At 41.4% G+C, this 22,738-nt stretch carries 14 protein-coding genes; all 14 read left to right on the top strand.

The window, feature by feature from the left end:
* Positions 1–7 precede the first annotated feature (7 nt).
* The 14 genes from EAX61_RS01925 (at position 8) to EAX61_RS01860 (ending at position 22,726) form a co-directional block, all read left to right on the top strand.
* Positions 8–1,666: a sulfatase family protein gene (locus EAX61_RS01925; protein ID WP_236641964.1), complete on the top strand. Its 1,659-nt coding sequence runs from the start codon at positions 8–10 to the stop codon at positions 1,664–1,666.
* A gap of 53 nt (positions 1,667–1,719) precedes the next feature.
* A complete protein-coding gene (locus EAX61_RS01920; protein WP_121915955.1) occupies positions 1,720–3,333 on the top strand; it encodes a sulfatase in 1,614 nt (537 codons plus the stop codon).
* Positions 3,334–3,471: 138 nt separating this feature from the next.
* Positions 3,472–4,920 (top strand): sulfatase, encoded by a 1,449-nt coding sequence (locus EAX61_RS01915; protein WP_121915954.1) that lies wholly within the window; start codon positions 3,472–3,474, stop codon positions 4,918–4,920.
* Between the two features lie 534 nt (positions 4,921–5,454).
* Positions 5,455–6,753 carry a sulfatase gene (locus tag EAX61_RS01910; RefSeq protein WP_161555165.1) on the top strand — a complete coding sequence of 433 codons (1,299 nt, stop codon included), beginning with the start codon at positions 5,455–5,457 and terminating at the stop codon, positions 6,751–6,753.
* The gene (locus EAX61_RS01905; protein ID WP_121915952.1) at positions 6,753–8,495 is read left to right on the top strand and encodes an endo-1,4-beta-xylanase; all 1,743 of its coding nucleotides are present in this window, start codon (positions 6,753–6,755) and stop codon (positions 8,493–8,495) included. The genes EAX61_RS01910 and EAX61_RS01905 overlap by 1 nt, the downstream gene beginning before the upstream one ends.
* Entirely contained in the window at positions 8,495–10,222 is a 1,728-nt protein-coding gene (locus EAX61_RS01900) for a sulfatase family protein (RefSeq protein ID WP_121915951.1), read from the top strand. The genes EAX61_RS01905 and EAX61_RS01900 overlap by 1 nt, the downstream gene beginning before the upstream one ends.
* The gene (locus EAX61_RS01895) at positions 10,223–12,013 is read left to right on the top strand and encodes an alpha-L-fucosidase (protein WP_121915950.1); all 1,791 of its coding nucleotides are present in this window, start codon (positions 10,223–10,225) and stop codon (positions 12,011–12,013) included.
* Positions 12,006–13,571, top strand: coding sequence for a sulfatase family protein (locus EAX61_RS01890; protein WP_121915949.1), 1,566 nt, complete (start codon positions 12,006–12,008; stop codon positions 13,569–13,571). The genes EAX61_RS01895 and EAX61_RS01890 overlap by 8 nt, the downstream gene beginning before the upstream one ends.
* Positions 13,571–15,022, top strand: coding sequence for a sulfatase (locus tag EAX61_RS01885; protein WP_121915948.1), 1,452 nt, complete (start codon positions 13,571–13,573; stop codon positions 15,020–15,022). The genes EAX61_RS01890 and EAX61_RS01885 overlap by 1 nt, the downstream gene beginning before the upstream one ends.
* 138 nt (positions 15,023–15,160) lie before the next feature.
* Complete coding sequence (locus EAX61_RS01880) at positions 15,161–16,588, top strand: DUF1800 domain-containing protein (protein ID WP_121915947.1); 1,428 nt, start codon at positions 15,161–15,163, stop codon at positions 16,586–16,588.
* A gap of 9 nt (positions 16,589–16,597) precedes the next feature.
* Positions 16,598–17,791: a DUF1501 domain-containing protein gene (locus EAX61_RS01875; RefSeq protein WP_121915946.1), complete on the top strand. Its 1,194-nt coding sequence runs from the start codon at positions 16,598–16,600 to the stop codon at positions 17,789–17,791.
* A 9-nt stretch (positions 17,792–17,800) separates the two neighbouring features.
* Positions 17,801–18,670: a sugar phosphate isomerase/epimerase family protein gene (locus EAX61_RS01870; RefSeq protein ID WP_121915945.1), complete on the top strand. Its 870-nt coding sequence runs from the start codon at positions 17,801–17,803 to the stop codon at positions 18,668–18,670.
* Between the two features lie 272 nt (positions 18,671–18,942).
* Positions 18,943–20,649 carry a T9SS type A sorting domain-containing protein gene (locus EAX61_RS01865; RefSeq protein ID WP_121915944.1) on the top strand — a complete coding sequence of 569 codons (1,707 nt, stop codon included), beginning with the start codon at positions 18,943–18,945 and terminating at the stop codon, positions 20,647–20,649.
* Between the two features lie 331 nt (positions 20,650–20,980).
* Positions 20,981–22,726, top strand: a complete 1,746-nt coding sequence (locus EAX61_RS01860) for an autotransporter outer membrane beta-barrel domain-containing protein (protein WP_121915943.1) — start codon at positions 20,981–20,983, stop codon at positions 22,724–22,726.
* Positions 22,727–22,738: the final 12 nt, after the last annotated feature.

Here is a 22,738-nt window from a genome sequence, read left to right as displayed (position 1 = left end):
GAACGGGATGAAAAACATAGTTTTTAGAGTAAGTCTTGTAGTGCTTGCATTGATGGCAGTAAGTTGCAAAGAAAAGTCTCAAGATGTAGCAATGGCTACAAACACGGCTACGAAAGAACGTCCAAACATCATCTACATTATGGCAGATGACCTTACTACGCAAGCGATAAGTGCCTACGGCGGAATCTACAAAGACATTGCACCTACACCAAACATCGATCGTATTGCGTCTGAAGGAATGCTCTTTCAGGATGTACTATGTACTAATGCGATCTGTGGGCCAAGTCGCGCAGCGATACTTACGGGTAATTACAGCAATCGCAACGGTTATTATAAGAATGAGAGTGGAGGAAAATTTGACCGTAGTCAATGGACGTTCCCGCAAGAGTTTCAGAAAAATGGGTATCAGACTTCGCTTTTTGGTAAATGGCATTTAGGAACAGAGCCAGCGGGTTTTGACACTTTTAAATATCACAACAGCGCAGGACAGCAAGGCCATTATTGGAATCCAACTTTTAATGAAAATGGGAAGGATGTTAAGGAAGAAGGCTATTCAACGAATCTTTCTACGGACTTTGCGATGCAATGGTTGCAGGAAGGACGCAAGCAAGATGCACCTTTTATGATGGTATTGCAGTACAAAGCACCGCACCGCCCGTGGCAACCAGATACGAAGTATGAAGATCTTTGGGAAGATATTGAGATGCCGTATCCATCTACATTTAATGATGATTACAAGGGGCGCGAACTCACAGCTGGCGATACAGAAATGACGATGGAGTATTTCTCTCGTCGTGATATGAAATACAAAGAGCCAGAAAACCTCAAAGGGAAAGAAAAAATCCAATGGGCATTTTATGGTGCAAAAAAAGGAGAAATCGTTCAGCCAGAAGGAATGACGGCAGAAGAAGGTAGAAAATGGAGATACCAGACCTACATCAAAGATTACCTCGCCTGTGTAAAGTCTGTAGATGACAACATCGGGCGTGTGTTGAAATATCTTGACGATAATAACCTTGCCGATAATACGATTATCGTTTTAACCTCAGACCAAGGTTTTTATCTAGGAGACCACGGATTTTTTGATAAGCGTTTCATTTATGAGGAGTCTATCCGTATGCCATTTATTTTAAAATATCCGGGCGTTGTAAAACCAGGAACGCAGAATGAAGATATCATCACAAACATAGATTTTGCACCAACACTCCTTGACCTTGCAGATATTGAGACAGATCAAGATATGCACGGTAAAAGTTTTGAGCCTATTTTAAAAGGAAATACGCCAGCAGACTGGGAACAGGGGATGTATTATCACTATTATGAGTGGCCCTACTGGCATCACGTACAACCGCACTACGGCATCCGTACCCAAAAGTACACGCTAGCTCATTTTTATTATAACATCGATGTTTGGGAATTATACGACCTAGAAAAAGACCCAGAGCAGATGAACAACATTATAAACGATCCTGCCTACGCCACAGTTGTTACAGATTTGAAAAAGCAACTTAAGAACTTGATGATTAAATACGAAAACAACAAATCCCTAGCCGACTTCCGTAAAATCACGGACACAGATTTTGGCTCGATTGTAGATAAAAAAGATGATGAGACCAGTGTGCAAGATGTATTGACTGGTGGGAATGATAAGGAAAAAGGGAAATAATTTACTCGCTTTTAGAATAGTACGTCTTTAGCGTACCGCGAAAACAAAAACAAATGAAAAACATATCCTACATAGCAACCCTAGCCATCACATTGCTGATGAGCAGTTGCAATGCTCAAAAGGCTGGTCCAAATCCGCAAAATGAAAACCGCCCACAGAGCCAAGTTGAAGTTAGCGGAGACCAAAAAAACATCCTCTTCTTGGCCATAGATGACTTGAAGCCCTTGCTTTCTAATTATGGTGAGAAACAAATGAAAACCCCAAACTTTGACCGACTGGCAAAAATGGGAGTAACCTTTACAAACGCTCACGTTCAATATGCCGTTTGCGGGCCATCTAGAGCGAGTGTGATGACGGGAACAGTTCCAGATCGTACTAAGGTGTGGGACTTGCATACAGATTTTCGCGAAAGCGCACCCCAACTAAAGTCAATGCCAGAGCACCTTATCGAACAAGGATATGAAACCACAGCGGTAGGGAAAATTTATCACAAAGGGTCGTCTGCACCAGGACACGATGGGAAGTCGTGGTCTATGCCGCATACCTTGCCAGACAACTATGACCCAAAATACGGTGAGCCAGCGTTCAGCTATTACCAAACTCCAGAGAACAAAGCAAAATTTGATGCACTCCTCGCTGAAGCCGAGAAAAAAGGTATTAAGAAAAACGGCAAAAAACGTAGTTACGCATTTAAAAAATTTAAGCCCAGTACAGAAGCGGGCGACGTTTCTGATACGGCATATCAAGACGGACTTTACACGGTTGAAGCGCTGAAAAAATTAGACAAATTAGAAGCTAGCGGTAAGCCTTGGTTCCTTGGCGTAGGGTATCAAAAACCGCATTTACCATTTGTTGCGCCTAAGAAATATTGGGACTTATACGATCGTGATAAGATAGATCTTGCCCCGTTCCAACAAACGGCAGATGGTACGCCTAAATTTGCGTATCATTCTTTCGGCGAGTTACGAGCATTCTCAGATATTGATAACGATCTGCGTGTAGGTGATAAATTGCCTGAGGCAAAACAACGCGAACTCATCCACGGCTATATGGCGTGTATCTCTTACATCGATGCTCAGTTGGGAATTTTACTAGATGATATAGACCGCAGAGGCATAACAGAGGATACGGTAATCGTACTTTGGGGAGATCACGGTTTTCACTTAGGCGATCATACGGAGTGGTGTAAGCATTCTAATTTTGAACAGGCTACCCGCATCCCGTTTATGTTTGCCGGGCCTGGTGTTGCAAAAAACAAAAAAGACGATGCTCCCGTAGAATTATTGGACTTGTTTCCGACCGTTTTTGAGTTGGCAAACGTAAAGCAATCCCCTCAAACAGATGGAAAATCTTTAGTTCCTGTGCTAGATAATGACCCAAACACAAACCTTGACCAAGATTACGCCTTCCACCAGTATCGCCGTCAGAAGCGTATGGGGTATGCGGTCCGTACGACACAATACCGCTATACGGAGTGGCACGATAATGAGTACCGCAGTTTTGATAACTACAAGGAATCAAATATAGTTGGATACGAATTGTACGATTACAAAAATGATCCACTTGAGACGAAAAATTTTGCAAAAGATCCCGCTTACGCGAAAATACGAGCAGAATTAAAAGCAAAGCTTAAAAATGAGCTTGTGAATAAACAGGCAAATCAATAGTAAAAAATTGAAAAGGATATAGAAATCAAATCCTATCCTCTTTTGGCACAAAACGTGACTTAAACGTATCTGTAAAATGAAAGTCTAAGACATTTATTAATGCAGTAATTCATTTTGAAAAACGTAATCAAGAAATTAATGAAAAACATATTCTCCCTTTTTTTTCTCATTGCCACTACGGCAATGTTCGCTCAGGACAAACCAAATATTCTTGTCGTAATTACAGACGACCTAGGTTACCACGACTTGAGTATTACTGGTTCTCAGTTGTATGAAACTCCAAACATAGACGGACTCGCTAAAACATCCGTTCAGTTTACAAATGGCTATTCGAGCTACCCAAGATGTACGCCCTCTCGTTACGGCCTAATGACAGGAACATATCCTGTTAATGAGGATAAGGGATTTCTAGGTGGAATAGAGGATGATAAGAATTTTGTCAAGCAATTTAACGAAGCAGGTTACAACACTTCTTTTGTTGGCAAATGGCATTTAGGAAAAGGTAAGAGTGCTCCAGATAAATTTGGTTATAAGCACACCTACGCTTCTGGCGAAGCCGGTGGAGTGGGACAACGCTATTATCCTTTCAACACGCAACGAAATGGTAAACCTGCGAAGTACAATGTGCCCAACGTTGAAGAAGACGGTAAAGAAGGAGATTACATCAGCGATATGATGACAGATGAGACCATCCGTTTTATAAAGGAAAATGAATCTAACAAGCCTTTCCTAGCCGTACTTGCATATTACTCGGTACACACACCGCTCGAGGCGAAAGTCGAAGACAAAGCCCGTAATGAAGAGCAACTCAAGGGAATGAAATTTGAAGGCCCAGCATTTATCAAAGAAGGAGCGGGCCGTCGTAAGATGCACCAAGATGATGCGGATTATGCAGGAATGGTGGAGAATGTAGATGAAAATGTAGGAAAGCTTCTGCAAACGCTTAAAGACTTGAATATAGACAAGAACACCATCATCATTTTTACCAGCGACCACGGTGGTCTCTCAAATGACGGTCATAAAGGCGAGCGCCAACTTGCAACCTCTAATCTTCCTCTTAAAGCAGGGAAAGGTTGGTTGTACGAAGGCGGAATACGTGTTCCATTTTTTATAAAGTGGGAAAAAGAAATTGAGCCAAAAGTAGATGACAAATCGATTGTTGTTGGGATGGATATTTTTCCTACGCTATTAGATTTGGCGTTAGATCAAAAAGTCGAAGGTATAGACGGGATGAGTATGGAGCCAGTTCTAAAAGGTAAAGAATCTTGGGATGACCGCACTGTTTTCTGGCATTCTAGAAAAGCTCGCCCGCATTCTACGGGAGATGCAAAAATGTCTGTGGTACGTGATGGCGATTATAAATTAGTGGTCTATAATGAAACCAAAAAAATGGAGCTTTACAATCTTAAAGAGGATGTAGGTGAGGAAAATGACCTTGCGATGCAGATGCCGGAGAAGGTGGAGACGCTTTCGCGAAAGCTAAAGAACTTTAAAAAAGAATACCTCGTCCCCGAAAAAATGAATATGTGGAAAGACTACCGCGCCACCCAAAAAGCAGATAAAAAGAAGGGGAAGGAGAAAAACTAACTGAGCCATTCTCTTTTTGTGAACAGCCTGGCAGTTGAAAATGCAATAGTTGAATCCAAACTGGCCTAAGCGAATTTTACGTAAAAAATGATGTGAGCGTAGGGTTAAGCAAAATAGGGCTAGACAAAATGTTATTGACAATACCAATTTGTTAACCCCTTAAGAAGTCATTTTAAGAATGACTACACCTTTATTTTGCGCCGAAGCGAGGGAAATTTTTAGTAAAAGTCGGTTCAGCCTAGCCTTTTTTGGTTCGTTTTTTTGGCAATGAAAAAAATGAACAATGATATGAAGTAGACTGAGTACGAAGATTAAAACTCAATCTTTTTTAAATTAATATTTCAAATAATGAGTTTGAATTTCAAAATCCTATTAAAAGCGAGCGCTCTGCGAGTGTTCGCTTTTATGCTTTTAATCTTAACATTCAGTTGTAAATCAAATCAGAATTCTTCACCCTTCGACTCCGCTCAGGGTTCAGATTCGAGTTCATCCTTCGACTCTGCTCAGGGTTCGAAAATTGAAAAACCAAATATTTTGATTTTGCACGTAGATGACCTCGGGTACCACGACCTGAGCGTGCACGGTTCAAAAATTTATCAAACGCCTAATATTGATAAGCTCGCTGGTGAAAGCGTACGTTTTACAAATGCCTATGCAAACTATCCTCGTTGTGTGCCCTCGCGCTATGCGATGATGACGGGCGGTTATCCTGTGCAAAATGGCGATGTGCCAGATGATGGGTTTGAGATTGACAATATTCCAGATAATAAGAATTTTATAAAAGCTATAGACGGGGCTGGCTATCAAACCGCTTATTTTGGCAAATGGCATTTGGGCGAAGACCCAAAAGAGCTGGGTTTTGATACAAGTGTCGCCGCTGGCCACGCGGGTTCGCCCATTTCATTTTTATATCCATTCAATGAGAAAAAGGGTAAAGGAAAATCTAAAAAGGCACCTATAAAGGACCTAGACGAAATTTCAAAAGACGGTGATTACCTAACCGATGTCCTTACAGACCAAGTCGCGCAATACATTAAAAATCGAGATAAAAATGCGCCATTTATGGCAATGCTCGCTTTTTACAACGTTCATCAACCCTTTGAGGCCAAAGAAGAAGACATAAAGCGCAATCGTAAGGAGATAAGGGCTTTCGATTTTGGCGATACTCCAGAATATATCAAAGAAGGCACCGGCCGAACAAAAATGCGTCAAGACAACGCCACCTACGCCGCTATGGTAGAAAATACCGATGAAAATGTAGGAAAACTATTGGCCCTTCTCGAAGCCGAGGGGATTTTAGACAACACCCTGATCATCTTCTCCAGCGACCACGGCGGACTTTCAAACGACGGGACAAAACAGCGCAATCTAGCTACCACAAATTATCCGCTTAGAGCGGGAAAAGGTCATCTCTACGATGGCGGGATCAAAATTCCGTTTTTCGTAAAGTGGCAGGATAAACTGCAACCGCGAGATGAATCATCTCTAGTAATGTTGATGGACGTTTTACCTACGCTCACAAATCTCACAACTGGAAAAAATCTAGAAACCGAAGGTCAGAATATGCTCCCTGTCCTTAACGATACCGAGGAGTGGGACGACCGAACCGTCTTTTGGCACTCCTCAAAAGCACGCCCTACAAATACAGGCGATACAAAGTCTTCGGCGGTGCGTGAGGGGGATTTTAAACTCATTCATTGGTATAAAGAAAACCGATTTGAATTATATAACATCGCACAAGATCCTGGTGAGCAAAATGATCTAAGTAAGGCGATGCCGGAAAGAGTGCGTACGCTTTCGCGAAAGCTGAATAATTGGAAATCCACATTTTAATGAAACACATTTTTCTCCCTATATTTTTACTGCTTGTTTTCTCGGCTTGTGCCCAGCAACCCGAAGGAAGGGATATTCTGGATGCTTCACGATTGAAATTTCTCACTTCAAAAGCAGAAGGCTCCCAAGTAGAAGTGACAAAAGAAAATGAGACAAATGTCGTACGTTTTATCACAGAAACACAACCCAAATTTATTTACAACTACGCGACCAGCCTTCCGCTACAAAAGGAAAAACTTAACGAGGGTGATGTAGTTCTACTTTCATTTGAGGCTATTACCGAAAAAAGTAGTGAAGAAACTGGGGAGGCAAAGTTGCTTATCCAACTCAAACAATCAGGCTCCTTTAAGCAAAACCTAGATAGGACTTTAAATATTGGTTCTGTCTGGAAACGTTATTTTATACCGTTTCAAACTACGCAATCTATAAGTCCTAAAAATCTCGGAGTGATGTTACAGTATGGCTTTGAACCACAGACTATCGCGTTAAAGAATATCTCATTTCAAGTGTATCCTAGAGGGACGTTACTACAAGATTTACCAAAAACCGAAGTTACGTACCAAGGTATGGAACCTGATGCTCAATGGCGGAAAGATGCCCTAGCAAGGATAGAGCAAATACGCAAAGGCGATTTTCAGATAGAAGTTACACAAGATGGTAAACCTGTGCCTAATGCACAAATAGAGGTGGAACTAAAGCGTCATTACTTCCCCTTTGGCGTTGCGATGGACGCCGAAGAAATCCTAAACAATAAAGACAAATACAACCGATTTAAAGAAGCTTTTGGTCTTACTGTGCTGGCCAATGACTTGAAAATCAAACGCTGGTCTCGCAAAGAAAACAGAGCTACGACTTTAAAAGCACTCGATAAATTAAAAGCTGATGGGATTTCTGTAAAAGGTCACGTTCTTATTTGGCCAGGATTTCAGTATAACCCTGCGAGCATCAAAAAATTAAAAAACGATCCAGTAAAACTAGAAAAGGCGATTAAATCCCACGTGTACAATATACTAGATGCTACTGAGGGTAAAGTAACGCATTGGGATGTGGCAAATGAAACCTACACAAACAAGGACTTTCAAAACATATTGGGAAGCGAAGAATTACTCTACGATGGCTTCCGAATTTTACGCAATCGTCAGCCTAATGTGAGCCGATTTACCAACGAGTACGGCATCATAAGCAAGGGCGGGATAGATACCCAAAAGCAACAATGGTACTACGATTATATCAAACGTGTAGACACAAATACTAATGGTGCTGTGCAAGGTATTGGCATCCAGTCCCATATGGGCACCGACCTCACACCGCCAGAAAAGGTGCTGAGTTTGCTGTCATATTATGCCTCTCTGGGAAAGCGCATCAGTATCTCAGAGTTTACGATGGATGAAACCGACCCAAAAATCCGCGAGCAGTATACCCGCGATTTTATGATTGCCACTTTTTCACACCCTAACGTTTCTGAGTTTCTTTTTTGGGGATTTCAGGATGATGACGGTCGTGGCAAAGTTGATATTTATGAGGCAGACGAAAGTATAGGCGAGATGGGCAAGGCGTATTTCTCATTAGTAAATGGGGATTGGAAGACTACGCTTTCGCGAAAGCTTAATGAGCAAGGAGCTATTTCAGACCGTGGGTTTTATGGTTTATATACCTATAAAGTCTTGGTTGACGGAGTTGAAAAAACAGGAAGTTTTGAAGTAGTTCCAAACGCTTCAAATCAAATTCAAATTCAATTATAATGAAATATGTTCTCTCGCTTATAGGTCTGTTTGTTCTGATTATTTCTTGTAATTCAAATAAGTCCTCAACTTCATCCTTCGGCTCCGCTCAGGATTCGGATGGTGGACAGCCTAATATTCTCTGGATTGTTTGTGAAGACATTAGTCCGATACTCTCTTTTTACGGAGATAACACCGCAAAAACCCCAGTTTTAGATAAACTTGCCTCTGAAAGTGTGGTGTACGATAAGGCTTTCTCAGTAGTTGGCGTTTGCGGACCATCGCGAAGTGCGATTATTACGGGTATGTATCCTACCAGCATTGGGACGATGCATATGCGTACGGCGCAGGATGTGATGAACTGGGGAAAGCGTACCTACAAAAAGGACGTGGGAAGGCAAGATGTTCAGGGCAATGACATCATTCAATATGCTTCTGTGATTCCTGATTATGTAAAAGCATTTCCAGAATACTTGCGTACGGAAGGATACTTCACCTCAAATAATGAAAAAACAGATTACCAGTTTGCATCGCCCGTAACCGTTTGGGATGAGAACGGAAAGAAAGCGCATTGGCGTAATCGTAAAAAAGGACAGCCTTTTTTCTCGGTATTTAATTTTGGCGTAACCCACGAGAGCCGTATTTGGAAAAATGCTGATTTGCCACTTACCGTAAGTCCAGATGATGTGCCTGTGCCACCTTACTTTCAAGATACAGAAACCTCTCGCACAGATCTCGCACGCTTATACAGCAATGTAGAATTACTAGATAAAGAAGTGGGCGACCTGCTCCAGAAACTTAAAGATGACGGTTTATACGATAACACCATCATTTTCTTTTACAGCGACCACGGTGGCCCGATGCCCCGCCAGAAAAGAGAAATTTACGACAGCGGTCTTCACGTACCCTTTATGGTTAAGGATTTGCGCGGTACAAAAGGCCGTAGTGATCAAATTGTCTCTTTTGTAGATTTGGCGCCTACCGTATTGAGTTTGGCTGGAGTGGAGATTCCCGAACACATTCAAGGAAAGGCATTTTTGGGAGTGCAAAATGACGAGAAACGCAACTACGCCTTTGGCACGTCAGACCGTTTTGACGAGTTTACAGATCGTTCCCGTGCGGTGTACAACGACCAATTTCTCTACATTCAGAACGACTTTCCAGAGAAGATGTGGTATAAAGATGTAGGCTACAGAAAGCAAGTACCGATGATGGAGGAATTATTACGCTTTCGCGAAACCTGCGCTGAGCGTAGTCGAAGTGGCTGTAACCTAACCCCAACACAGCAGGAATGGTTTACGGACAAGCCCAAAGCCGAACTGTACGATTACGTTAACGATCCTCACAATCTGATCAACTTAATTGATAATCCAAAGTACACAGCTGTTCAAAAGGAACTTCGGTCAAGATTACTCAAATTTCGTGACGAATATATCGATTATGGGATGATGCCGGAGGCTCAATTTATTAATCAAATCTGGCCAGATTTTGAACAACCGGTGACGGCTGAAATTGAAATCAACACCGAATCTGAAAACGCAAGCGCTGAAGTTGTAAGACTTTCATCTTCCACTAAGGGAGCATCTATTGGGTATATCATTTCGGATACTGTTATGGATGAGTTGGATTTGAATAGCGGTTGGCACGTGTATCACAAGCCTCTGGAAGTTAAGAAAGGCCAGTATCTATATGCGATGGCGCAACGTATTGGTTTTCGCGAAAGCGAGATCTTTAAAACGCAATTGTAGATGAGATATACTCAGCTTCTTATCATCTTGTTTGCATCCCTTTCGGTGTTTGCTCAAAAAAAGACGTCCTACAAAGACCAATGGCAGTTTCCCGCAAAGGATAGCACGATGTACGTGACGGCCGAGCAACAAAAAGAATTGTACGCCACAGAGGGTGAGATGGAGTGGTTTAAGGACGCAAAGCTAGGTATTTTTATTCATTGGGGACCCGCATTGTTAAAGACCAATGTGCTCAGTTGGGGTCGCGATGGTGAACGCCCTGGAGCGGAAAAACCAGCAACTAAAGGTGTGCCTGCCGAGGTGTATGATAACCTCTATAAAAAATTTAACCCCAAGAATTTTGACGCCGACCGCTGGATGCAACAAGTAAAAGATTGGGGAGCAGAGTATGTGGTTTTTACGGCCAAACATCACGATGGTTTTGTTTTTTTTGATGCTGATAATACGGAGTATGGGATTATGAACACGCCTTTCGGGAGGGACATTTGCAAGGAGTTGGCCGAGTCTGCGCAGAAGGCGGGCGTAAAGATTTTTTGGTATTACTCGCAACCTGATTGGACGCATCCCGACAACTTGCGGGAGAAACATTACGAGAATTACTTACCGTATATGAATGCCCACGTAGAGCAACTATTTACGCAGTACGGAAAGATAGACGGCGTGTTTTGGGATCATCTGGCGACCAAATACTGGCAGTGGGACAGCTACCATTTGCTTAAAAAAATGAAGGAATGGCAACCGGGTATTGTGAGCAATGCTCGTACAGGTTTTGGCTGGCCGTTGCAGGACAGAGGCGATTATGACACGCCCGAGCAAAGTTTGGGGCCTGTTAATCATCATAGGTATTGGGAGGCGTGCCTGACAATGACAGATAAATGGCTGTATAGCCCAAACGGGCCCATTAAACCTTATGAAACAGTTTTAGGAATGCTCATTCAAGTAGCAGGAAATGGTGGGAATTTATTGCTCAATCTGGGCCCAAACGGCAAAGGCGAATTCGTTGCCAAAGAAGCCGAAGAGGCGAGCAAAGTAGGCGAGTGGATTAAGAAATATGGCCACACGATTAAAAATACACGGCGTGGCATATATATAGGTGGTGATTATGGCGCCAGTACACAGGTAGGAAATACGCTGTATGTACACGTTTTACAGCAATTGGCAGACAATGCAGAGGCAACCATAGAACTACCACAGCTACCTACCCAAATCTTAAGTGCCGAAGGAATTACCAAAGGTTTTAAGCGGTACGAAGTCAAGAATGGTAAGCTATTGTTGTATTTTGATAAGAACGCTTTCGCGAAAAATTTGGACAATATTGTCACACTTACCTTGGCAGAAGATCCGTCGACTTTTGAGCGTATAGAGACTTGGGAAGCGATTCCAGTAGCTAAAAAAGAATTCAAGGTATCTGCTTCATCTTTTGCGAAAGCAAAAAACAAACCAGAAGTTATCTATAATGCAAAAGGTAATGTGTTTAGTGAAGTCATACACCTAAAATCTTGGTGGGAGCCGGCAAAAGAGGATAAAAACCCCAATTTAACTGTATACTTTACAACTCCCAAAAAATTAAAGACGCTGTTGTTGAGTGAGAATATGCGTTCACATTGTGTGCGCAACTTCCATATTGATACAAAAGATGCAGCAGGGAATTGGAAAACCGTTTACAAAGGTAAAATCATAGGTGAAGGACTTCGAGTGAAACTCAATGGGGATGCGATTTATGGAACGAGATTGGTCATTTTAGAGCATACAAATGACATTCAAATAACCGCTTTTAATAGTTATGAGTAGAACATTATATATAATAGCGCTTGTGTTGATATCCGCTTTCGCGAAAGCGCAAGAAACCTCAAACCCCAACATCGTCTACATCCTTGCCGATGATATGGGAATTGGCGATGTGTCCGGTCTCAATCCAGAGGCAAAAGTCAGCACTCCAAACATAGACGCGCTCATAAAAAATGGAATGACATTTACTGATGCGCACACCACTTCGTCGGTATGTACGCCGTCGCGATACAGTATTATGACAGGCGAGTACGCGTGGCGCACAAAGTTAAAGGCTAGAGTGCTGGACGGCTATTCAAAATCCTTGATTGCCGATGAGAAAGATACTGCTCCAGAATTGTTACAACGCAATGGGTATGCTACGGCGATGATTGGTAAATGGCACTTGGGATGGGACTGGCAATTACAAACAGAAGAAAATCTCGAGATGGATGCTAAAAATCCATACCAATATGCTCAAGATATAAGTGATAAAGTAGATTACACAAAACCCTTTCAAGGAGGTCCGACGGATCACGGATTTGATTATTTTTTTGGAATCAATGCTTCTTTGGATTTCCCACCCTACGTATATGCCGAAAATGACAATTTGATAACAGAGCCTACCGAAACAATGAAACCCGACGGAAAAGATAAAGACTTTCCGGGCGGACGAAAGTTGGATTTAGTCGGCGGTCAGAAGCTCAAGCGAAAAGGGGATAAAGCTCCAGATTTTGAGGCAGAAGACGTAATGCTAGATTTAACGAACAAGTCTGTAAAATATATTGCGGATTACAAGCAAAGTAAACCTTTCTTTTTATATATCCCTTTGACTGCACCTCACACGCCTGTGTACCCGCGTCCAGAGTTTGAGGGAACGAGTAAAGCTGGGATTTATGGAGACTTTATCCAAGAATTGGACTGGACGGTTGGGCAAATTATGACTGCTGTTAAGGAAAAGGGAATTGAGGACAATACCATTATCATCTTCACCGCAGATAATGGAGCTTCTAAGGCTTCTTTTCCTATTGAATTTGAGGAAAAATACAACCACAAACCCAGCGCACATTTACGCGGGCGAAAAGCAACCTTGCACCAAGGAGGTCTTACCGTGCCATTTATTGTGCAATGGAAAAACACGATAAAGCCAAACAGTACAAACGCAACCACCATAAGCCTTGGAGATTTATACGCCACCTGCGCCGACATTGTAAATACCAAAACAGAACTTAATCAAGCTGTGGACAGTTACAGCATCTTGCCCTTATTACAAGGTGAAAATACCTATGACCGCGAGGCATCGGTGTACACAAATTTTGCGGGAAGATTTTCTATTCGTAAAGGGGATTGGAAAATGGATTTAAATCCTAAAAAGGGAAAAAGCTATTTATTTAATATTAAGGATGACCCGTCAGAAACCAATAATCTTTTTGAGGATTCCGCTTATGCGAAAAAGAAAGAAGAACTGACTCTCGCCCTCAACGACATTATTTTAAGCGGTCGGAGCACTAAAGGTAAAGCACTAGAAAACCACGGAACCAAAATCTGGAAGCAACTATTCTGGCTAAAAGAGAAGAAGTAATGAGAAACGGAGTACTTATCATCATTTTGGTCGCTCTATTCCATTCCTGTAGCGCACAACAAACGCAATCAACGATTGCGACAAAACAACCCAATATTCTCTTCATCCTCGCCGATGATTTGGGCATTAATGCACTTCATTGCTATGGGAATCCGCTTGTGGAGTCGCCTAATATTGATACCTTATTTTCAGAAGGGATGCACTTTACAAACGGCTACAGCAACGACCCAACCTGTGCGCCATCACGAGCTTCTATTATTTCTGGGCGGTACGCACCACGCCATAAGGTGTATAGAGTCGCAGACCGTTACAAAACCGATAAAAAAACGCTAGAGGCAATGAAATTTCTGCCTCCAGAAATCAATAAAGTCAAAGGCTCTGGCGCAGGTTTGAACTTAGAAAAAATCACCATCGCCGAAGCTTTAAAAGCAAATGGCTATGCGACTTCGGCTTATGGTAAGTGGCATTTGGGTAAAAACGAATTACAGATTCAAAATCAAGGTTTTGACGAGGGTTATGAAGTCACAGGTCATTACAACTTTAAAACTTCACCCACTCAGCTAGAGGTGGATAATTCCCTATACAGCGCCGACCATATCACGGTTAAGACGATTGATTTTATTAAGAAATCAAAGGAAACTAATACGCCATTTTTTGCTTATGTGCCTTATTATTTGGTACACAAACCGCTGGAGCCAAAACCTGAATATTTAAAACATTTTAAAGAAAAGCTCAAAGGCAATCCAGATGTTGGTAAAGATGAAATCAAAGTCCTAGCAATGATTAAAAGTCTGGATGAGAGTGTAGGCCAACTTTTACAAGCGCTCAAAGATTTAGGTCTTGAAGAAGATACAATAGTCGTCTTTACGAGCGATAACGGGCATTATAAGACTGAGAGCAATATTTTCAATCAGCCGTATCGTGGGGTGAAAGGTGAGACACTGGAAGGAGGCATCCGGGTTCCATATATTTTTAAGTGGAAAGGCAAAATAAAGCCTAATTCGGTGTCGACGGAGCCTATAATTCACGTTGATTTGTATCCTACGTTTCTGGGGCTTACAGATACAAAGCGTCCAGAAAATTATATGCTCGACGGAGAAGATTTGTCTCCAATACTTTTCGCGAACCTGCCTGACGGACAGGCAGGAGCGATTAAAACAAAACGCGACGCACTCATCTGGCAATACACAAATTATGCACGCTACAATGAGAAGCGAGGCGACTTTGCCAGTGAGTGGGTAAATGTCATTCAGGTGGACGGTTACAAAATGACTGAAGTAGTAGAAAGTGGCGAGTATTTCCTGTACAACCTTAATGAAGACCCCTACGAAACGACCGAGATTTCGGCCCAAGAACTTGCTGTTTTGAGGCGATTAAAAGCAAGATTGGAGCGGTGGAAAATCGAGACGGTTTCTGAGGAGCCTCGTCGTAATCCCGATTTTAAAGGGTAAATCAACATCCCGTGTCTGCAATGATTATTTCTATTTTTCCGTTTGTAGGGAAAGAAATATCTATTGTCAGATATAAAATAGATACTTATAATTTAAACGCTTTCGCGAAAGCGTAGTCTAAACAGAAACATCGCTTTAATGAACCCTCAAGAAATCAAACATCTGTACTGGCGAGCGGGCTTTGGCATCTCGCCGAAAGCGCTTTCTAAGTTGGAGGATGCTTCGAGAGGGGAAGTTGTGGATACACTTTTTGAAGCAGCAAAGACCATCAAACCGCTGGAAATGGATTTGAGTGCCTTTGAAGTGCTTAAACAACCCCGCGCAAGGAAGATGATGGAGGACAAGAAGTTTCGTGAGCTCGCTCAGAAGGGACGTAAAATGGTCAAAGACCTCAATTATGCGTGGCTCTCGAGAATGTCAGAACCAGAATCTGTACTGCGTGAGAAAATGACCTTATTCTGGACAAATGTGTTTGTGTGTCGGGACAATGCGATTTGGCATATTTTGCCCTATCACAACCTGTTGCGGGAGCATGCGCTGGGGAATTTTGGTGATTTTGTAAAAGCCGTTGCCAAAGCTCCATCTATGAGCAAATACCTGAACAACAGGCAGAACCGAAAGGAAAAGCCCAATGAGAATTTTGCCCGTGAGTTAATGGAGCTGTTTACCCTGGGTGTGGGAAATTATACGGAGCAGGACATTAAAGAATCTGCTAGGGCGTTTACTGGATGGAGTTTTGACCGCAATGGCGATTTTTTATTGCGCGTGCGTCAGCACGATGAGGGTGTCAAGACCTTTATGGACGAGACCGGAAATTGGGATGGAGACGACATTATCGATATTATCCTTAAGCAAAAGCAATGCGCACGCCACATCTGTACAAAAGTGTATGCCTATTTTGTAAATCCAGAAATCAATAGCCGGCGCGTAGAAGCATTGACAGATTTCTTCTATCAAGATTACGATATCGAACGCCTTATGCGCCATATTTTTGAGTCGGACTGGTTTTATGAAGCGCAGCACCTAGGCGCAAAAATTAAGTCGCCTGTAGAGCTTATGGTAGGGATTCAAAATGTGGTGCCTGTCAAATTTCAAAAGAAAAAGCAGTTACTCTTCCTGCAACGTATGATGGGGCAAGTATTGCTGGACCCGCTCAATGTTGCAGGGTGGAAGGGCAATCGTAGTTGGATAGATTCGAACACCTTGATGTTCAGAATGAACTTGCCCAGCGCAATACTGGCGAATGCCGTTATCGAATTTTCAGAAAAAGGGGAGTTTGAAGATTCCTTAGAAGACTACTACGAAGCCGAAAAGACCAAACGCAGATTTCTAAAGACCGAGCCAGACTGGTCAAATTTTGAAGAGAATTATGTGAATCCGCTTCAAGTGGGTGCTATTACGCTTTCGCGAAACGCTGAAGTCGTCTTAAAAAAGCGTTTACAACAACATATCTTACAAGCTCCTTTAGACAAGGACACAGAGCGTCTGCTAGAAAATCTAGAAAGCTCGACTACACAGGCCTATTGCATCCAGCTGATGTCGTTGCCGGAATATCAAATGTGTTAAACTATCGCTATGAAAAGAAGACTGTTCATACAAAAGAGTGCCCTTGCGAGTAGCGTCTTTCTAGTGCCCGATTTTGTGCGAGCGTTTGAGATGATACCTAAAGAAGTTTCTGCGTTTAAGAAGTTAGTGGTGATACAGCTCTCGGGAGGTAATGATGGGTTGAATACGATAATTCCTTACGAAAACGACCTATATTACAAGAGCCGACCTAATTTAGCGGTTACCAAAAGTGAGGTGCTCAGAGCAGGAAATGATTTAGGCTTTAACAAACACCTTTGCGGACTTAAAAACCTGTACGATAAAGGATATCTGACCGTAATAAACAACGTAGGTTACCCAAATCCGGACAGGTCGCATTTTAGAAGCACGGACATTTGGCACACCGCGAGCGATGCAAATGAATATTTGAATACGGGTTGGCTCGGGCGCTATGTGGAAGAATTTGGCGGAAAACCCTATAACGGGATTGAGGTGGACGACAGTCTTTCTGCCATTTTAAAAGGAGAGAAGCTTAACGGAATTGCCACCAAGAATCCAGCTCTGTTGAATAGAATTATGGCGTCGCCATACTTTTCAAAAGTACTGGACGAGCAAACAGATGCGCACTTGAGCGAGCATAATCTTGGATATTTGTATAAAACAATGATTGAGGCAAAATCTTCGGCCAAGTATTTGCACGAGAAAACTGGGACATACAGTTCTAAAACAACTTATCCCGATAACCCATTCGGGAAACAGTTACAGACGACTGCACAGTTTATAAACTCTGACGTAGATACAAAGGTGTATTATGTATCTATGGGCGGTTTTGACACCCACGTTAATCAAGAAAACAGGCAAAAGCGATTGCACGAAACTTACAGCGACGCGCTAGAAACCTTTGTGAGAGACCTTGAAAAGAACGATTCTTTTAAGGATACGTTGATACTTACTTTTTCTGAATTTGGTCGTCGGGTACAACAGAATGCCGCTAAAGGAACTGACCACGGCACGGCAAATAATGTATTTGTGGTGGGGAAGAATCTGAAGAAACCGGGATTTTACAATGAAGCTTCGGACCTTGTCAATCTGGATAGAAATGGAGATTTAATCTATTCGGTAGATTTTCGGGAAGTGTATGCTACGATTTTAGATAAATGGCTAGCTGTAGATGATGAGAAGGTACTCAATAAGGGATTTTCAAAACTTGACTTTTTAGGATAAACAATAGCTATGCGCAATCTTTTAGTATTTATAATTCTAACTTTAGTTCTGTCTTCTTGCGGTACACAAAAAACTAAGAACGTTTCTAAGTATCCTTTTGCGCAAGAAAACCTGATCCCTTGGTCTATCGTGGCTTTTGATAGTCTGAAGCGTAGGCCGGCAGAGCGTGTGGCGATGGTGAAGAAGTTGGGTTTTGATAGATATGCCTTTGGCGGTCGTCAGGAGCATATTGATAAGATGGAGGAGGAGATAGGCATCGCGCGGTCTGAGAATGTGGAGATAAGCGCTGTTTGGTTATATCTTAATCATAAGAAAGACAGCGTCGGTAAGCTCAAGCCTATGAGTGAGCAGGTGTTTCAAACGCTCGAAAAAACGGGATTGCAGACTCAGATTTGGGTGGGCTTTCATCCTGAGTATTTTGATGGGTTGGATGATGATAAAGCTTTCACAAAAGCGTTATCAATGCTATCCTATCTCGCTCAAAGAGCCGAAAGAATAGGTTGTACCATAAATATGTATAACCACGGAGGTTGGTACGGCGATCCTAAGAATCAGCTTGAGATCATTAATCGACTACCGCAATACAATATAGGTGTGGTTTATAATTTCCACCACGCACACGAGGAGTTAGATGCCTATGATGAGAACATTGCAATGCTTTTGCCTTATTTAAAATGTGTAAATCTGAACGGAATGAAGGCCGGTGGCCCTAAAATATTGACCATAGGTCAGGGTGAGTTGGAGAAGCAAATGATTCAGCGCTTGTTGGATTTGGGGTATGATGGACCTTGGGGAATACTTGGGCACGTGAAGGGTGGTGATCCTGAGGTGCTTCTAGATAAGAATATGCGGGGGCTTTGGGGATTGTTTCCTCAGTAGATGTTAGACGTGAGACTTGAGAATTAAAAAGTCAGCTTTGTGATCTCTTAGAGAATGTTTGAAGGTGCGAATTTTATCTGAGTCCGCTTTCGCGAAAGCGTAATACTAAGGGTTACCAACATTTTAAAGAAATTTGTCAGAAGGTTAGGACTTACGTTGGAAAAATGGTACTTACTACAGCATTCTTATCACGATTATACCTCATCTAGACGATTATTGGACTCCATTATGGGTAAAAAAAGTGATCTTTGGGAACCAAAACTACTTAAACGATGTTACAAAAGTCCCTCCACTTTATTTTCCTATTCATCACGGCATTATGCTGTGCTCAGACGAGTTACTACGTAAAACAAAATTCTGGAAGCAATGGTAACAATGGCACAAGTCCCGACTCACCTTTTAAAACGATAGAGCGTGCTCTAGATGAGCTTGATCCTGGGGATACCCTTTTTATAATGGGGGCCTATAAAAATGATAGTTATATTAATGATTACAGCTACAGCGGTGACATAAATGACCCGCACATCTGGCATCAAGAGAACACGATTCGCATCAATAACTTGAACGGTACGCCCGATAATTATATTAGTATAAAAGGATACGAAGGGAATACGCGTATAAAAGGAGATGGGGCAAATCTCTTTAGAGTTACAAACAGCTCTTATTTGAACATCGAGGATTTCGAATTGAGAGGTGAGGTTCCTAATATTCCGCTGTCGACGGCGCTGGCGTTGCAGTTTTTATATCGTGAGTCAGGGAGTACGAATACGCTTTACAGAGTACAACCTGGAACCACGGATGAAGATGTGGAAAATATGACTTTTCCAGTCTTAAATAACGTGTCTCGTCCATCTTATACGGATACTCGGGGATTTTACTTTAGTAATGTGCACCACATTAACTTTCGTAACAACGATGTGCACGATACTCCTGGTAATGGTTTTAGGGTGCAGGGTTGTGATTATATTACGATAGAGAATAATAAGGTTTATAATAACTCGCGCAAGTCATATTCTGGTACGCATGGTCTCGTAGTTACAAATGCCGATAGTTTTGATACGGAAACGGGACATAAAATTTTTATTAGAAATAATGAGGTTTACGATAATTATAATGAAATCTACTCTTGGGCACCATCTAAAACCATCATAACTCCTCGTATAGATGAAGGTAAAGGAATCTCCCTACAACGCAATGATATTGCAAATGGATGGACTCATGGACGTTTTCTAGTTACGAATAACATTACTTATGGTAACGGTTTTAGTGGTTTACATTCTAATACTGGTGTGCGTATAGATTTTGTAAATAATACAGCGTATCTCAATTCGTATACAAATAGTGTAACGTATGCAGATGATCCGCAGGGAAGAAACATCGGGATAAGTGCGCAGGGAGGAAGCGACAACAAGATTATAAACAATATTATTTACATCGATAGTGGATGGGGTGGTTTTCCTATTTCACTAGCAAATGAAGATAATGCAGAGGTACGGAATAATGTAATTTTTGGCATTAATGGGACTCTTACACAGGATAATGATGTTACGGGCATTGCTGTAAATACCATCGAAGCAAATCCATTATTTGAAGATGCGGATAATGCGGATTTTAACTTACAAGAAAATTCGCCTGCAATAGGGGAAGCAGATACTGCATTTGCTCCAGAGGAGGATTACTTTGGGAACGCTAGAGATGACAATCCAGATATTGGCGCGGTGGAGTTTGGAGCAAATTTGAGTGTGGAAGATGCTGTTTTGGCTTCTGTTTCTGTATATCCTAATCCTTTTACAGATCAACTGACCTTAGCAACTAATAATACTATTGTTTCTGTTGCAGTTTACAATATTCTTGGACAAGAGATTAAAGTTCCCACAACCATTGAGAATAATAAAGCAACTATCAGAACATCTCATCTTAATTCTGGGGTTTATTTTGTTTCAGCAAATGGGGAAGTGAATAAAGTCATTAAGCAATGATTATTAGATTTTAAGATGAAGTTGGATTTAATTCCGCTTTCGCGAAAGCGAATTAAGTATAAAATCACGGTTTAACTCAATAAGTTAGTAACCCTTATTTCCCATCAATATTCTGAATTGTAAAAAGTCAAGAACTCCTTTGCTATTTCTGTTATGGCATTTTAAGTATTCATTTTTATTAATAAGAACGTAAATATTGTGGGTTATAATGAGAATATCCCATTAATGTAGGGTTTTATTACGTTTTTTAGACGCTATCTGACGCATATTATACCCCAAAACCGTTATAAAGTTGGACTTTTAAACCATCAAAAAGTGAATACTAAAACTTATGAAACTACAACGTTTTCTTACCTTGACATTAGGTCTCTTGTTTTTCTTTGGATGTGAAACGGATGACAATGACGCAAATGAAACTGGCGAAGTGCAATTTTCAATCACTTCTATACGAGAAGTTGAAAATGCAACTATAGGGCTTACTATAAATATAGGTGTAGACCGTGCAAATCATTCTGGTGGTTCTGTAGATGTCTCTATTGCAGGAGGAACGTATAATGAAGACTACACGACTAATGAAGGTGCGGCAAACTTTACACTAGATGTTGCGCCCAACTCACTTATAACTTCTTTTTCTATAATTCCTACAGATGACAACATCGTAGAGGATACAGAAGAATTATCAATTACACTTACAAATGCAACCGGCGGCTTGGTTCTTGGAGAAAATACTTTGCTTAGTTACACCATTTTAGATGATGACAATCCTCAGAGTGCGCTGGTTTCGTTTGTTAGTGACACACAATCCATAGCCGAAGAATCTTCAGATGAAATTGCAATAAACCTAGCTCTTAGTGCTCCTGCAACTACTTCTGGTGATATTACTGTAACAGCGTCTGGAGATGCTGTTTTAGGAACAGACTATACGATAGTAGGTCAAATGACAGATACTTTTACAATTCCTATTGAAGCTGGTGATACAACAGCAAATTTTAATATACAATCTATAGATAACGATGCTTTTGAGGCCGATAAAAACGTAATATTTACGATTACTGAAGTTTCAGATGGTCTTACTATTGGAACAATACCGATTACAACGGTGACTATAGTAAATGATGATACTGTTAATAATCCTACGATTGACTTTAGTGAGTCTAATGTAACTGAAATTAATGAGGAGGCTGGTTCGGCAACTATTACTTTTGACCTCTCAGATCCTACTACCGAAGATGCTACTGTTACTATTGACATTTCTGGAACAGCAATCTTAGGAACAGATTACGATGTAGACGGCACTACCGAAACTCCATATACTTTTAATGTTCCATCTGGCGCCACTTCGGCCGCAATAACACTAAACATCACGGATGATATGGATGTTGAAGATATAGAAGACATCATACTCACACTAACAGATGCTTCTGGAGGATTAGCTCTAGGTATAGAAATTCAAGAAATTACTATCTCTTTAATAGACAATGACTCAGATAGTGCTGGACTGGATTACCTTGAAACTTTTGAAGGTTTTGACGAATCTGAAGATTATCTCACATCAACTCTAGGTTATGTACAGCTTCTTAATGGACAAACTGTAGATAATATAAGGTTCATAGATGTCATTAATAATGATGGTTCATTTTCTGATCCTGCAGATGAAACAATGCCTTCTGATAATGGATTAAATATTTTTTACAATACGCAAAATGACCCAGTAAATAATGGACTGCTTGACAATGTACTTGTAACGCCACTTCTTGAAGGGACGGGCGACATTACAGTTAATATAGATGCAGCTTATGCATTTAGAGGTCAGAATGCTGCTACCATAACATTCTATTACTCTGAAACGTATGACGGTTCTGGTGCATTTAATGAAGCAGATTGGCTAGTGATGGGAACAGAAACCGCTTCAGATATGAACGATGAAGGTTTTGGAAACAATACGTTCAAGCGTCAAGAATTTGATATAAATACAACTGCAAACTTCTATGTTGCTATTCGTATAAGCCAAGAGATGGATGATACGAATTTCCGCACAAGATGGAGATTTGATAACATTAGGGCAGTCGCACAATAGAATTAATTTAAT

The sequence above is a fragment of the Dokdonia sinensis genome (assembly GCF_003688895.1).
GTDB lineage: Bacteria > Bacteroidota > Bacteroidia > Flavobacteriales > Flavobacteriaceae > Dokdonia > Dokdonia sinensis.
Note: the sequence above shows the minus strand (reverse complement) of the source record. Positions and strands in the feature narration are given on the sequence as shown.